At 70.5% G+C, this 13,680-nt stretch carries 11 protein-coding genes; 3 read left to right on the top strand and 8 right to left on the bottom strand.

The window, feature by feature from the left end; all coding sequences use genetic code 11:
- Positions 1–149: 149 nt before the first annotated feature.
- Complete coding sequence (locus tag ACGH52_RS27305; RefSeq protein ID WP_399943118.1) at positions 150–1,580, top strand: cytosine permease; 1,431 nt, start codon at positions 150–152, stop codon at positions 1,578–1,580.
- Positions 1,581–1,657: 77 nt separating this feature from the next.
- On the opposite strand, the gene ACGH52_RS27300 is transcribed toward ACGH52_RS27305, so the two are convergent.
- The 5 genes from ACGH52_RS27300 to ACGH52_RS27280 form a co-directional block, all read right to left on the bottom strand.
- Positions 1,658–2,746, bottom strand: a complete 1,089-nt coding sequence (locus ACGH52_RS27300) for a branched-chain amino acid aminotransferase (RefSeq protein WP_399943115.1) — start codon at positions 2,744–2,746, stop codon at positions 1,658–1,660.
- A gap of 261 nt (positions 2,747–3,007) precedes the next feature.
- Positions 3,008–4,051 carry a 3-isopropylmalate dehydrogenase gene (locus ACGH52_RS27295; protein ID WP_059302312.1) on the bottom strand — a complete coding sequence of 348 codons (1,044 nt, stop codon included), beginning with the start codon at positions 4,049–4,051 and terminating at the stop codon, positions 3,008–3,010.
- Between the two features lie 75 nt (positions 4,052–4,126).
- Positions 4,127–4,258 (bottom strand): hypothetical protein, encoded by a 132-nt coding sequence (locus ACGH52_RS27290; protein WP_076976462.1) that lies wholly within the window; start codon positions 4,256–4,258, stop codon positions 4,127–4,129.
- Positions 4,259–4,564: 306 nt separating this feature from the next.
- Positions 4,565–6,205: an L-glutamate gamma-semialdehyde dehydrogenase gene (pruA, locus tag ACGH52_RS27285; RefSeq protein WP_399943110.1), complete on the bottom strand. Its 1,641-nt coding sequence runs from the start codon at positions 6,203–6,205 to the stop codon at positions 4,565–4,567.
- Between the two features lie 46 nt (positions 6,206–6,251).
- A complete protein-coding gene (locus tag ACGH52_RS27280; RefSeq protein ID WP_121701505.1) occupies positions 6,252–7,178 on the bottom strand; it encodes a proline dehydrogenase family protein in 927 nt (308 codons plus the stop codon).
- Positions 7,179–7,343: 165 nt separating this feature from the next.
- On the opposite strand from ACGH52_RS27280, the gene ACGH52_RS27275 reads away from it, so the two are divergent.
- Complete coding sequence (locus ACGH52_RS27275; protein ID WP_076976459.1) at positions 7,344–8,549, top strand: CdaR family transcriptional regulator; 1,206 nt, start codon at positions 7,344–7,346, stop codon at positions 8,547–8,549.
- Here the strand turns inward: ACGH52_RS27275 and ACGH52_RS27270 are convergent.
- Positions 8,530–9,120, bottom strand: a complete 591-nt coding sequence (locus ACGH52_RS27270; protein WP_076976458.1) for a TetR/AcrR family transcriptional regulator — start codon at positions 9,118–9,120, stop codon at positions 8,530–8,532. The genes ACGH52_RS27275 and ACGH52_RS27270 overlap by 20 nt on opposite strands.
- An 84-nt stretch (positions 9,121–9,204) precedes the next feature.
- Here ACGH52_RS27270 and ACGH52_RS27265 point away from each other — a divergent pair, with 84 nt between their 5' ends.
- Positions 9,205–10,752 (top strand): MFS transporter, encoded by a 1,548-nt coding sequence (locus ACGH52_RS27265; RefSeq protein WP_238696685.1) that lies wholly within the window; start codon positions 9,205–9,207, stop codon positions 10,750–10,752.
- 53 nt (positions 10,753–10,805) lie between these two features.
- Here ACGH52_RS27265 and serA read toward each other — a convergent pair whose 3' ends face one another.
- Positions 10,806–12,395 (bottom strand): phosphoglycerate dehydrogenase, encoded by a 1,590-nt coding sequence (gene serA, locus ACGH52_RS27260; RefSeq protein ID WP_076976456.1) that lies wholly within the window; start codon positions 12,393–12,395, stop codon positions 10,806–10,808.
- Between the two features lie 221 nt (positions 12,396–12,616).
- The gene (gene ilvC, locus ACGH52_RS27255) at positions 12,617–13,615 is read right to left on the bottom strand and encodes a ketol-acid reductoisomerase (protein ID WP_007444763.1); all 999 of its coding nucleotides are present in this window, start codon (positions 13,613–13,615) and stop codon (positions 12,617–12,619) included.
- Positions 13,616–13,680: the final 65 nt, after the last annotated feature.

The following is a 13,680-nucleotide window of genomic DNA, read 5'->3' as shown; positions in this document are numbered from 1 at the left end:
CTCGCCTAACCAGAATTTGAACAACACTCTAACGGCGCCCATCACCCTAAACGCGAAGCACATGCAGCGGAACCGTTGACGGGCAGCAGGGGCAGACGTCACATTGAACGTCGCTCTAAAAACCGGTGGCCGTCGAAGGAGACCAGCCAATGCCGATAGAACAGCGCGGAGTCGACACCATCCCCGAAGCGGAACGCACCAGCGGGCCCCGGGACCTGGTCTCGATCCTGCTGGGGTCCAACCTCTGCCTGGGCGTGATCGTCTTCGGCTGGCTGCCGCCGTCCTTCGGCCTCGGCTGGTGGGCGTCGGTCGGCTCGGTGGTGGCGGGTACGGTCGTCGGCACCGTCTTCACGGCTCCACTGGCCCTGGTCTCCCTGCGCACCGGCACCAACCTGTCCACGTCCTCCGGCGCCCAGTTCGGCGTGCGCGGGCGGCTGGTCGGCTCGGTGGTCGGGCTGCTGCTGGCCCTCGGCTACACCGCGCTGACCGTGTGGATCGGCGGGGACGTGATGACAGGCGTGCTCGGGCGACTCCTCGATGTGCCGCAGGGCGGTGCGACGTACGCCGTCGTCTACGGCCTGCTGGCCGCCGCGACCGTCGCGGGCGCGGTCTACGGCTACCGGGTGCTGCTCGCCATGTCCCGGGTGCTGGCCTACGGCATGACCGCGCTGCTGGCGCTGGGTGTGATCGCCTACGCGCCCGACTTCACGACCGCCGCGCTGCCGGAGGCGGGCGGGTATCTGCTGGGCGGGTTCTGGCCGACGTGGCTGCTGGCCGCCGTGGCCGCGGGACTGTCCGGGCCGATCGCCTTCATCACGCTGCTCGGCGACTACACCCGCTACATCTCCCCGGCCCGCTTCTCCTCCCGCCGGGTGCTGCACGCCACCTGGCTGGGGCTGATGCTGGGCCTGCTGGTCCCGCAGCTCTTCGGCACCTTCACGGCGTACGCCGCCCGCGCCGCCCTGGACTACGCGGGCCCCCTGGTCGACGCCGCCCCCGCCTGGTACCTGGTCCCGCTGCTGCTGGCCGCCTCGGCCGGCTCGGTCGGCAACGCGGGGCTGATGCTCTACTCGATGGGCCTGGATTTGGACGCCATCCTGCCGCGCGCCTCCCGCGCCCGCGCCACCTGCGCCGTCGCCGTCGTCGCCACGGCCTGTGTCTTCGCCGGGCACTACGCATGGGAGGCCCAGTCGGCGATGACGTCCTTCGTGCTGCTGCTGACGGCGATCGGCACCCCGTGGGCGGTCATCACGATGATCGGCTCGCTGCGCTGCCGCGGGGTCTACGACGCGGACGCCCTCCAGGTCTTCAACCGCCGGGCACGGGGCGGGATCTACTGGTACCGGTCCGGCTGGAACGTCCCCGCGACGGCCGCCTGGGCGGTGGGCGCGCTGGTTGGCGTGCTGGCGGTGTCCCTGCCGTCGTACGAGGGCCCGCTGCTGTCCCTCACCGGCGGGGTGGACTGCAGCTTCCTGCTGTCGGGGCTGGTGGGCGGGGTGGTGTATGTGCTGCTGCCGCAGCCCCGGGCCGCCTCGTCGAAGGAGGCCGGGGCCGATCGACTCAGCCCGTCCGGCGTTTGAGGACGAGGCCGTTCAGGCCGAAGCGGGGGCCTGGGGGCAGAAGCCCCCAGCAGGCCCACCCCATCGCCGGGGGCACGTCAGGCCAGGGTGTGCATCCAACCGTGCGTGTCTTCGACCGTCCCGCGCTGGATGTCGAGCAGCGCGTCCCGCAGCCGCCGCGTCACCTCACCCGGCTCGCCCCCGCTCTGCTGCCACTGGGCACCGGACCGCTTGACCGTGCCGACCGGCGTGATCACGGCCGCGGTTCCGCAGGCGAAGACCTCGGTGAGGGTGCCGTTCTCCGAGTCGCGCTGCCACTGGTCGACCGAGATGCGGCCCTCCTCGGCCTCGTAGCCGAGGTCGCGGGCGACGGTGAGCAGGGAGTCGCGGGTGACGCCCTCCAGGACGGAGCCGGTGAGAGTGGGCGTGATGATCTTGTTCCCGTACACGAAGTACAGGTTCATGCCGCCCAGCTCCTCGACCCACTTGCGCTCGATGGCGTCGAGGTAGCAGACCTGGTCGCAGCCCTTGGCGGCGGCTTCGGCCTGGGCAAGCAGGGAGGCCGCGTAGTTGCCGCCGGTCTTGGCGTCGCCCATGCCGCCGGGGACGGCGCGGACCCGGTCCTCGGAGACCCAGATGGAGACCGGCTTGACGCCGCCCGGGAAGTAGGCGCCGGCCGGGGAGGCGATGACCAGGAAGAGGTACTCGTTGGCCGGCTTGACGCCCAGGCCGACCTCGGTGGCGATCATGAAGGGGCGCAGGTAGAGCGACTCCTCGCCGCCGTGCGCCGGGACCCACTTCTCGTCCTGCCGCACCAGCGCGTCGCAGGCCTCGATGAAGGTGTCCACCGGAAGCTCGGGCATGCCGAGGCGGCGCGCGGACGCCTGGAAGCGGGCGCCGTTCTTCTCCGGGCGGAAGGTGGCGACGGAGCCGTCGGGCCGCCGGTAGGCCTTCAGTCCCTCGAAGATCTCCTGCGCGTAGTGCAGGACCATGGTGGCCGGGTCGAGGGAGAGCGGGGCGTACGGCACGAGCTGGCCGTCGTGCCAGCCGCGGCCCTCGGTCCACTTGATCGTCACCATGTGGTCGGTGAAGTGGCGGCCGAACCCGGGGTTGGCCAGAATCGCCGCCCGCTCGGAGTCCGAGAGCGGGTTGGCGGAGGGCTTGAGCTCGATCGTGGGCGTCGTCATGGGTGGCTGTCCTTCACCGGTGTGTGTTGTGACGGGCCGCGGTCACGCCCGTACGGCCGGTGGCCGGTGCTAGGACGTCCGAGCATTCCCTCAAGTCGCGGCTTCGCGTTCGATTATCGCGCGCGGCCCGCGCCGGGTGAAACGGGGTGAATGCGGCCCAGGGTTCGATGGTCGCACCTGGCGGACGCAGGAGAAAGCCGCCGGGTGCCTTGTTTTTCGGACCCGGCGGCTTCGAAAGGTTGGATTTCGAGTGCGCCGGGGTCAGCCGGCTACTCGTACGGCGAGTGCGTCGCCGATCTCGGTGGTGCTCCGGGCGGGCAGTCCGCCGCGCTCGCCGAGGTCGGCGGAGACGGCGTCCTCGATCCGGGCCGCCTCGTCCTCGTACCCGAGGTGGCGCAGCAGCAGGGCGACGGACAGGACCGTGGCGGTGGGGTCGGCCTTGCCCTGGCCGGCGATGTCGGGCGCGGAGCCGTGCACCGGCTCGAACATCGAGGGGAAGTCGCCGGAGGGGTTGATGTTCCCGCTGGCGGCGACGCCGATGCCGCCGGAGACGGCCGCGGCGAGGTCGGTGATGATGTCGCCGAAGAGGTTGTCGGTGACGATGACGTCGAAGCGGGCCGGGTCGGTGACCAGGTAGATGGTCGCGGCGTCGACGTGGATGTAGTCGGTGGTGACCTCGGGGAACTCGGCGGCCACCTGGTTGAAGATGTTGGTCCACAGGTGGCCCGCGAAGGTCAGCACGTTGTTCTTGTGGACCAGCGTGAGCTTCTTGCGGGGGCGGGCCTGCGCCCGGGCGAAGGCGTCGCGGACGACGCGCTCGACGCCGTAGGCCGTGTTGACGGAGACCTCGGTGGCGACCTCGTGCTCGGTGCCCTTGCGGATGGTGCCGCCGTTGCCCGTGTACGGGCCCTCGGTGCCCTCGCGGACGACGACGAAGTCGATCTCGGGCTGACCGGCGAGCGGGGTGGCGACGCCGGGCAGGAGCTTGCTCGGCCGCAGGTTCACGTGGTGGTCGAAGGCGAAGCGGAGCTTGAGCAGGAAGCCGCGCTCCAGCACGCCGGACGGCACCGACGGGTCGCCGATCGCGCCGAGCAGGATGGCGTCGTGCGCCTTGAGGGCGTCGAGGTCGGCGTCGGTGAGGGTCTCACCGGTGGCGTGGTAGCGCCGGGCGCCGAAGTCGAATTCCTTGGTCTCCAGCTTCACATCCTGCGGAAGGACGGCGGAGAGGACCTTGAGACCCTCGGCCACGACCTCCTGGCCGATGCCGTCACCGGGAATCACTGCGAGATTGAGGCTGCGAGACATGACGGCACCCTACCCCTCGTCCCACGGGATGACATGAGGCGTCCGCGATGCGGACGCCCCCGTCGTCCGCGCGGCTCAGTGGCCGGTGGCGCCGCCGTTGTCCCGGCGGTCGAGGGAGCGCTGGAGGGCGGCCGCGGCGTTCTTGCGGTCGGAGTCGCTGGTACGGGAGAGGCGGCGGACTCGGCGGCGGACGGTCGTCTCGGCCATGGGAATCGACTCCTTCGGCACAAAGGGAGCGCGGAAAGCGAGCGGTACGGGAGACGCCGGAAGGGGCGGGGAGCGCGGTGCCGCAGGGGTTGCCTGCACGGGCACGGGCTCACGACCGCCATTCGCTCGATCGAGCGGGACGTTCGGCTCCTACAAAGTTAAGGGAGCGTGGAGCGTCTGTCTCCACAATTACTCGGACTTCCTACTATCTGAGACAGTGCCTTGGCTCACACGTCCCCGACCTGCGAAAACGCCCGGCGGGCCAGGTCGGTCGACCTGGCCCGCCGGGCGTTCGGCGCGCGGGCGTCAGCCCATGTGCGGGTACGTGTAGTCGGTCGGCGCGACCAGCGTCTCCTTGATGGCGCGGGTCAGCGTCCAGCGCATCAGGTTCTGCGGGGCGCCGGCCTTGTCGTTGGTGCCGGAGGCACGGCCGCCGCCGAAGGGCTGCTGGCCGACGACGGCGCCGGTCGACTTGTCGTTGATGTAGAAGTTGCCGGCCGCGTAGCGCAGCTTCTCCATCGTGTACGCCGCCGCCGCGCGGTCGTTGGAGATGACCGAACCGGTGAGCGCGTAGTCCGACACCGACTCCATCTGGGTCAGCATCGCGTCGTACGCGTCGTCGGCGCTGTCGTCGTACACGTACACGGCGAGGAACGGGCCGAAGTACTCGGTGCGGAAGACCTCGTTCTCCGGGTCGGTGCACTCGACGACGGTCGGGCGGACGAAGTAGCCGACCGAGTCGTCGTAGGAGCCGCCCGCCACGATGGTGCAGGTCTCGTCCTCCCTGGCGCGGTCGATGGCGGCCTTGTTCTTGGCGAAGGACCGCTCGTCGATGACGGCGCCCATGAAGTTCGACAGGTCGGTGACGTCACCCATGGTGAGGTAGTCGACCTCGGCGGCGAACTCCTCCTTGAACCCGTCGTTCCAGATGGACGCCGGGATGTACGCGCGGGAGGTGGCGCTGCACTTCTGGCCCTGGTACTCGAAGGCACCGCGGGTCAGCGCGGTCTTGAGCACCGCGCGGTCGGCACTCGGGTGGGCTACCAGGAAGTCCTTGCCGCCGGTCTCGCCGACCAGGCGCGGGTAGGTCCGGTACTTCTCGATGTTGTTGCCGACCGTCTTCCACACGTGCTGGAAGGTCTTGGTCGAGCCGGTGAAGTGGATGCCCGCGAGGTCCCGGTGCTCCAGGGCGACCTCGGAGACCGCGATGCCGTCGCCGGTGACGAGGTTGATGACGCCCTTGGGCAGTCCGGCCTCCTCCAGGAGCTGCATCAGCAGCACGGCGGCGTGCGTCTGCGTCGGGGACGGCTTCCAGACCACGACGTTGCCCATGAGCGCGGGGGCGGTGGGGAGGTTGGCCGCGATCGCGCTGAAGTTGAAGGGCGTGATCGCGTAGACGAAGCCCTCCAGCGGGCGGTGGTCCATGCGGTTCCACACGCCCTGGGAGTTGGCCGGGGGCTGCTCGGCGAGGATGTTCCGTGCGTAGTGCACGTTGAAGCGCCAGAAGTCGATCAGCTCGCAGGGGCTGTCGATCTCGGCCTGCTGGGCGGTCTTGGACTGGCCGAGCATGGTGGAGGCGGCGATGGTCTCGCGCCAGGGACCCGACAGCAGCTCGGCGGCGCGCAGGATGATCGCCGCGCGGTCGTCGAAGGACATCGCGCGCCACGCGGGGGCGGCGGCCAGGGCGGCGTCGATCGCGTCCTGGGCGTCCTGCTGGGTGGCGTTCGCGTACGTGCCCAGGCGGGACTTGTGGTTGTGCGGCTGCACGACGTCGAAGCGCTCGCCGCCACCCATCCGCTTGACGCCACCGATGGTGCAGGGCAGGTCGACCGGGTTGTCGGCCAGCTCCTTGAGCTTGGCCTCCAGACGGGCGCGCTCGGGCGAGCCGGGGGCGTAGCCGTGCACCGGCTCGTTGACGGGGGTGGGGACCTGGGTCACAGCGTCCATGGGTTCCGTAACTCCTTTAACTGAGCGGTCTTGCGAGCGGGTGGGCTCAGCCCTTGCTGACCATCGAGCGGGCGAAGAACCGGAGGTTGGCCGGCTTCTCCGCCAGACGGCGCATGAAGTAGCCGTACCAGTCGGTGCCGTAGGCGGTGTACACGCGCATGCGGTGGCCCTCGGCGGCGAGCCGCAGGTGCTCGTCGCCGCGGATGCCGTACAGCATCTGGAACTCGTACTCGTCGAGCTTGCGCCCGGCGGTGCGGGCCAGCTCCTGGCCGATGGAGATCAGACGCGGGTCGTGCGACCCGATCATCGGGTAGCCCTCGCCCTCCATCAGCGTGCGCAGGATGCGGACGTACGCCTTGTCGATCTCGTGGCGCTGCTGGTACGCGACCTCGGCGGGCTCCTTGTAGGCGCCCTTCACCAACCGTACGCGAGAGCCGCTGTCGGCGAGCCGGCGCGCGTCGGCCTCGGTGCGGAAGAGGTAGGCCTGGATGACGCAGCCGGTCTGCGGGAAGTCCTTCCGCAGCTCCTCGTGGATGGCGAACATCGAGTCGAGGGTGGTGTGGTCCTCGGCGTCGAGCGTGACCGTGGTGCCGATCTCGGCGGCGGCCTCGACGACCGGGCGGACGTTGGCGAGGGCCAGCTCGTGACCGCCGTCCAGCGCCTGGCCGAACATGGAGAGCTTCACGGACATCTCGGCGCGGGTGCCCAGCTCCAGCGGCTTGAGCCGGTCGATCAGCTCCAGGTAGGCGTCGCGGGCGGCCTCGGCCTGCGCGGGGGTGGTGATGTCCTCGCCGACGACGTCCATCGTCAGTTCCAGGCCCTGATCGGTCAGCTCCCGGACGATCGGCACGATCTGGTCGACCGTCTCGCCGGGGATGAACCGGTCGACGACCGGCTTGGTCACGGGCGCGGCCGAGACGAGACGACGCATCCGGTCGCTGCGCGACGCGGCGAGAATCACGGGACCCAGCACGGGGCACCTCCACTTACCAACCAACACAGGGGCCGCTGCCCGACGAAGGGGGAACGGCACGGAGAACCACCGTGAAATCTAAGGATCCCCCCGATCGTCGGCCATCGACAGCTGTCACGCATCCGTGCCGCGGATCTCAGACAGATGTATGAAGGGCGCGCGCATATGCGGCAGAATGCCCGGGTGATGTCGGATTCCAAGGATGACTACCAGGAGCTGGTCGACGAGATCTCCGAGCTGCTGGGCGCGCCCGCGACCCTGGAGAACCGCGATTTCGAGCTGATCGCCTTCGGTGCCTACGACAGCGAGGGCGACCTCGACCCGTCCGCCCTCGACCCGGTGCGCACCCGCTCGATCCTGACCCGGCGCTCCACCGCGGCCGTCCGGGCCTGGTTCGAGGGCTTCGGCATCACCCGCGCGACCGGCCCGGTCCGCATTCCGCCGACCCCGGAGGCGGGGGTCTACCGGGGGCGCACCTGCCTGCCGGTGCGACACCGGGGTGTCGTCCTCGGCTACGTGTGGCTGCTGGACACCGACCCGGGCCCGACCGACCGGCAGCTGGCGGCGGCCATGGAGGTCACCGCCCGGATCGGCGCGCTGCTCGCGGACGAGGCGCAGCACGGCGCGGACCTGAGCCGGGAGCTGCGGGCGGTGCTGACCGCCGAGCGGGACTGGCAGCGGGACATGGCCGTGGCGGAACTGCGCACCGCCCTCGGCTCCCGCGCGGCGACCCCGCACGCGGTGGTCTGCGTCGCCCCCTGGCCGTCGGCCGACCCCGACGACGCGCCCTCGGTGCGCACGGTGCCGGGAGCGACGGCACTGTGCACGGTGCCGTGGGGGTCGGCGGGCCAGTCACTGGCGTTGCTGGTCCGGCTGCGCTCGGCGGACGTACTGACCCCGGCGACGTCGGCCGCGGGGCGGCTGCTGGAGCGGACGCGGGGCGCGAGCGGGGCCGCTGGCGCCCCGGCGGCCGGGATCTCCGCGCCGCGCACCGGGCTGGCGGAGCTGGGGGCGGCCTGGTGGGAGGCGTCGGCGGCGGCCCGGGCGGCGCGCGCCGAGACCCGGTTCGGGCCGGTCGCCGAGTGGACGTCCATCGGGCCGTTCCGCCTGCTGACCGCACTGCCCCCACGGTCCGCCCACGACCCCGCCGTACGGGTACTGCTCTCCCCCGCCCACCGCGAACTGGCCCGCACGGCGGAGGTGTACCTCGACTGCGCGGGCCAGGCCGGCCGCACCGCCGCCGAGCTGGGCATCCACCGCCAGACGCTGTACTACCGCCTCTCCCGCGTCGAGCAGCTCACGGGCCTGGACCTGGACGACGGCGAGGACCGGCTGCTGCTCCACATGGCGCTCAAGGCGCACCGCCTGTAGCGGCCTCGATCACCCGGCGGAGGCCCTCGGTGAGCTGGGCCGCATCGGGGGCGGACTTGGGATCGAAGGTCCACTGCGCGATGAGGCCCGTCATGAGGGTGACGTAGAACGTCCCGAGGGTGTCCGCCGTCTCGTCGGAGACGTCCTCCTCCCGTCCGCCCATGAGCGAGGGGATGAGGCCGCGCCCGGCCTCCCGCTGGGCCCGCGCCAGGTGGTCGCGCACCTCGGGCATCCGGTCGCCCATGACCAGGATCTCCATGCTGAGGTGCCAGATCGACCCCGGCTCCCGCATGGTCTGGATGATGTTGGTCCACACCACCTGGAACCGCTCGGTCGAGCCGGGTGCCGTCTCCTCCAGTGCGGCCCGGTCCCCCTCGAAGGCGTCGCCCATCCCCTCGACCAGCGAGACGTAGGCCTGCGCGAGCAACGCGTCCTTCGACCCGTAGTGGTAGCCGATGGACGCCAGGTTGGTCCCCGACTCCTTGACGACGTCCCGCGCGGTCGTGCGCGCGAAGCCCTTCTCCAGCAGGCAGCGCTTGGCGCCTTCCAGCAGATCCTCACGGTGTCCCATGCCGCCACCCTACCCACCCGTCCATACGGACGTCTTAAACAGTCGTTCTAGACAGGCGTATAAGACATGCGTACAGTCTCCGCCATGACAACGAACCCGCCCCGCGCAGGCCGCCGTGAGTGGACCGCGCTGACCGTGCTGATGCTGCCGCTCCTCCTGGTCTCGATGGACGTCTCCGTCCTCTACTTCGCGGTCCCGGAGATCAGCGCGGACCTGGAGCCGAGCGGCACCGAGCAGTTGTGGATCTTCGACATCTACGGCTTCGTTCTGGCCGGCCTGCTGATGACGATGGGCTCGCTGGGCGACCGCATCGGCCGCCGCAAACTGCTCCTCATCGGCGCGGCGGCCTTCGGCGCCGCCTCACTGCTCGCGGCCTACGCACACAGTGCCGAGACCCTGATCGCGGCCCGCGCGATCCTCGGCATCGGCGGTGCGACGCTGATGCCGACCACGATGGCGCTGGTCCGCACGATGTTCACCGACCCCGCCCAGCGGGCGAAGGCGATCGGGCTGTGGTCCGGGGTGATGACGGCCGGGATCGCACTCGGCTCGGTGATGAGCGGCGTTCTCGTCGAGCACTTCTGGTGGGGCTCGGTCTTCCTGGTCAACCTGCCCGCGATGGCCCTGCTGCTGATCCTCGGTCCGGTGCTGCTCCCGGAGTCCAAGAACCCCTCCCCCGGCCGCTTCGACCTGCTGAGCGTCCCGCTCTCGATGACCGCGGTCCTGCCGGTGATCTACGGGCTGAAGGAACTGGCCGCCGAGGGCTGGAACGTTCGCTACGTCGTCTCGATCACCGTCGGCCTGCTGTTCGCCGCGCTGTTCGTGCAGCGCCAGCGCACCTCGGCCTCGCCGATGATCTCCCCGGCCCTCTTCCGCGGGCACGGCTTCACCCCGGCACTCGTCCTCAACACCGTGTCGGCCTTCGGAATGATGGGTTCGGCCTACTTCACCACCCAGTACCTGCAGTCGGTCCTGGGCAAGAGCGCGCTGGAGGCCGCGCTGTGGAGCCTGCTGCCGTCGGTGCTCATCGGCGTCGCCGCGCCGGTCGCCGCCCAGTTGGTCCAGCGGGGCGTCGAGCGCGCGTACGTGGTGACGGGCGGCTTCCTCGTCGCGGCGGCCGGCTACGGGCTGCTGGCCCTGGCCGGCACGGACTCGCTCTGGCTGGTGCTGGCCGCGTGCGGTGTCCTGGCCGCCGGCATCGTCATCGTGATGTCCCAGCTCACCGACCTGGCCCTGAGTTCGGCCCCGGTCGAGAAGGCGGGGGCGGCCTCGTCCCTGCTGGAGACCGGCACCGAGTTCGGCGGCGCCCTGGGCATGGCCGCCCTCGGCTCCATCGGTACGGCCCTCTACCGCCACGGCATGCCGTCGGACGCTCCCGCTCCGGCCCAGGAGACGCTGGGCGGCGCGCTGGCCGTCGCCGCCGAACTGCCGGGGCGCGCGGGGGACGCCCTGGCGACGGCGGCGCGGGAGGCGTTCACCGACGGTATGCGGGGCGCCGCGGTCGCCGCGGCGCTGCTGCTGGTCGTGGCGGCCGGACTGGCGGCGGCCGGACTGCGGCGCATCCGGGTACGGGAGGAAGCACCCACGGAAAACGCCGGACAGGCTGGACATCCCAGCCCGTCCGGCGTTTGAGGACGAGCCCGTTCAGGGCGAACGGGGTCCGGGGGCGAAGCCCTCGGGTCACGTCAGACCAGATTCACCGAACGGGCCGACGTCGCGCCGATCTCCGCCCCGACCTCCGCCAGCACCCCGGAGGGCACCGTGTCGTCGACGGTCAGCACGGCCAGCGCCTCGCCGCCCACCGTGGCACGGGCGACCTGCATGCCGGCGATGTTGATACCGGCCTCGCCGATGACGCGGCCGACGGTGCCGACGACACCGGGACGGTCCTCGTAGCGCAGGACGACCATGTGGTCGGCGAGGGCGAGGTCGACGTCGTACTCGCCGACGGCGACGATCTTCTGGAGGTGCTTCGGGCCGGCCAGCGTGCCGGAGACCGACACCTCCTCGCCGTCCGAGAGGGTGCCGCGCACGGTCACCACGTTGCGGTGCTCCGGGGACTCCGAGCTGGTGGTCAGCCGGACCTCGACACCGCGCTCCTGGGCGAACAGCGGGGCGTTGACGTAGGAGACCGTCTCGTCCACGACGTCCTCGAAGACGCCCTTGAGGGCGCTCAGCTCCAGCACCTTCACGTCGTGCTGGGTGATCTCGCCGTAGACCTCGACGTCGAGGCGGACGGCGACCTCACCGGCGAGCGCGGTGAAGATGCGGCCGAGGCGCTCGGCGAGCGGCAGGCCGGGCTTAACGTCTTCGGCGATGACGCCGCCCTGGACGTTGACCGCGTCGGGGACCAGCTCACCGGCGAGGGCCAGGCGCACCGACTTGGCGACGGCGATGCCGGCCTTCTCCTGGGCCTCGTCGGTGGAGGCGCCGAGGTGCGGGGTGGCGACGACCTGGTCGAACTCGAACAGCGGCGAGTCGGTGCAGGGCTCCTTGGCGTACACGTCCAGGCCGGCACCGGCGACGCGGCCCTCCTTGAGCGCCGCGTACAGCGCCTCCTCGTCGACGATGCCACCGCGAGCGGCGTTGACGATGCGGACGCTCGGCTTGACCTTGCGCAGCGCCTCGTCGCCGATGAGGCCGAGGGTCTCGGGGGTCTTGGGCAGGTGGACGGTGATGAAGTCGGAGACCTCGAGCAGCTCGTCCAGCGACAGCACCTTGACACCCATCTGGGCGGCGCGCGCGGGCTGCACGTAGGGGTCGTAGGCGACGACCTTCATGCCGAAGGCCGACATGCGCTGCGCGACGAGCGCGCCGATGCGGCCGAGGCCCACGACGCCGAGGGTCTTCTCGGCCAGCTCGACACCGGTGTACTTGCTGCGCTTCCACTCGCCGTTCTTGAGCGCGGCGTTGGCCTGCGGGATGTTGCGGGCGGTGGCGACGATCAGGCCGCAGGCCAGCTCGGCGGCGGTGACGATGTTGGAGGTCGGGGCGTTGACCACCATCACGCCGGCCTTGGTGGCGGCGGAGACGTCCACGTTGTCCAGGCCGACACCGGCGCGGGCGACGACCTTGAGCTTCTTGGCGGCGGCGATGGCCTCGGCGTCGACCTTGGTGGCGGAGCGGACCAGGATCGCGTCCACGTCGGCGATGGCGGGGAGCAGTTCGGCCCGGTCCGCGCCGTTGCACTGGCGGATCTCGAAGTCGGGTCCGAGCGCGTCCACGGTCGCGGGCGACAGCTCTTCAGCGATGAGTACGACGGGTTTCGAGCTCACGTGAGTCCTCACAAGTCCAATGCGGACGGCCGTCCCGACGGCCGCATGCGGTGGAGGGTTGCTAGCCGCGTGGAAGACGCACGACGCTGTGGGCCTGACGCGTATGTGTTCAGCAGTGTAGTGGCGTGGCGGACGCCGTCCTGCGCCTCTGGGGAAGCATCACCCGGAAGTGGATGCCGAGGGGGTGCCCGGAGATCCGGGCACCCCCTCGGGGAAAAGACCTACGCCTCTTCGTCGACCCAGCTCATGAGCTTGCGCAGCTCCTTGCCGGTGGTCTCCAGGAGGTGCTCGGAGTCCTGCTTCTTGTACTCGTTGTACTTCTTCAGACCGCCGTGGTACTCGTCCATCCAGTTCTTGGCGAAGGTGCCGTCCTGGATCTCGGCGAGGACCTTCTTCATCTCGGCCTTGGTGGCGTCGGTGATGATCCGCGGGCCGGTGACGTAGTCGCCCCACTCGGCGGTCTCGGAGATCGACCAGCGCATCTTCTCCAGGCCGCCCTCGTACATGAGGTCCACGATCAGCTTCAGCTCGTGCAGGCACTCGAAGTAGGCGATCTCCGGCTGGTAACCGGCCTCGGTCAGGGTCTCGAAGCCCGCCTTCACCAGCGCCGCGGTGCCACCGCACAGGACGGCCTGCTCACCGAACAGGTCGGTCTCGGTCTCCTCGGTGAAGGTCGTCTTGATGACGCCGGCGCGGGTGCCGCCGATGCCCTTCGCGTACGACAGGGCCAGCGCGAAGCCGTTGCCCGTGGCGTCCTGCTCGACGGCGGCGATGCAGGGGACGCCGCGGCCTTCCTCGTACTGACGGCGCACCAGGTGGCCCGGGCCCTTGGGGGCGACCATGCAGACGTCCACGCCGGCCGGGGGCTTGATGAAGCCGTAGCGGATGTTCAGGCCGTGACCGAAGAACAGCGCGTCGCCGTCCTTCAGGTTGTCCTTGATGTCCTTCTCGTAGACCTCGGCCTGGATCGGGTCCGGGACGAGGATCATGATGACGTCGGCCTCGGCGGCGGCCTCGGACGGGCTCACCACGCGCAGGCCCTGCTCCTCGGCCTTGGCCTTGGACTTCGAGCCCTCGTGCAGGCCGACGCGCACGTCGACACCGGAGTCGCGCAGCGACAGGGCGTGGGCGTGGCCCTGGCTGCCGTACCCGATGACCGCGACCTTGCGGCCCTGGATGATGGACAGGTCGGCGTCGGCGTCGTAGAACAGCTCGGCCACTGGGTTCTCTCCTTGTGTGCAGGTGTTGCGTCCCACCGTATGCCGGTGAGGGGAAGGGAAGTTTC

The organism is Streptomyces sp. BBFR25 (genome assembly GCF_044590125.1).
Lineage (GTDB): Bacteria > Actinomycetota > Actinomycetes > Streptomycetales > Streptomycetaceae > Streptomyces > Streptomyces canus_D.
This window is presented reverse-complemented; position numbering and strand designations above follow the sequence as displayed.

Bases quoted from the DNA above. Each gene is read 5' to 3' on its own strand.
- ACGH52_RS27270 (WP_076976458.1), bottom strand. From the start codon at position 9,120: ATGGGACACCGTGAGGATCTGCTGGAAGGCGCCAAGCGCTGCCTGCTG.
- pruA (WP_399943110.1), bottom strand. From the start codon at position 6,205: ATGGACGCTGTGACCCAGGTCCCCACCCCCGTCAACGAGCCGGTGCAC.
- ACGH52_RS27265 (WP_238696685.1), top strand. From the start codon at position 9,205: ATGACAACGAACCCGCCCCGCGCAGGCCGCCGTGAGTGGACCGCGCTG.
- ACGH52_RS27300 (WP_399943115.1), bottom strand. From the start codon at position 2,746: ATGACGACGCCCACGATCGAGCTCAAGCCCTCCGCCAACCCGCTCTCG.
- ACGH52_RS27305 (WP_399943118.1), top strand. From the start codon at position 150: ATGCCGATAGAACAGCGCGGAGTCGACACCATCCCCGAAGCGGAACGC.
- ACGH52_RS27295 (WP_059302312.1), bottom strand. From the start codon at position 4,051: ATGTCTCGCAGCCTCAATCTCGCAGTGATTCCCGGTGACGGCATCGGC.
- ACGH52_RS27290 (WP_076976462.1), bottom strand. From the start codon at position 4,258: ATGGCCGAGACGACCGTCCGCCGCCGAGTCCGCCGCCTCTCCCGTACC.
- ACGH52_RS27275 (WP_076976459.1), top strand. From the start codon at position 7,344: ATGCGGCAGAATGCCCGGGTGATGTCGGATTCCAAGGATGACTACCAG.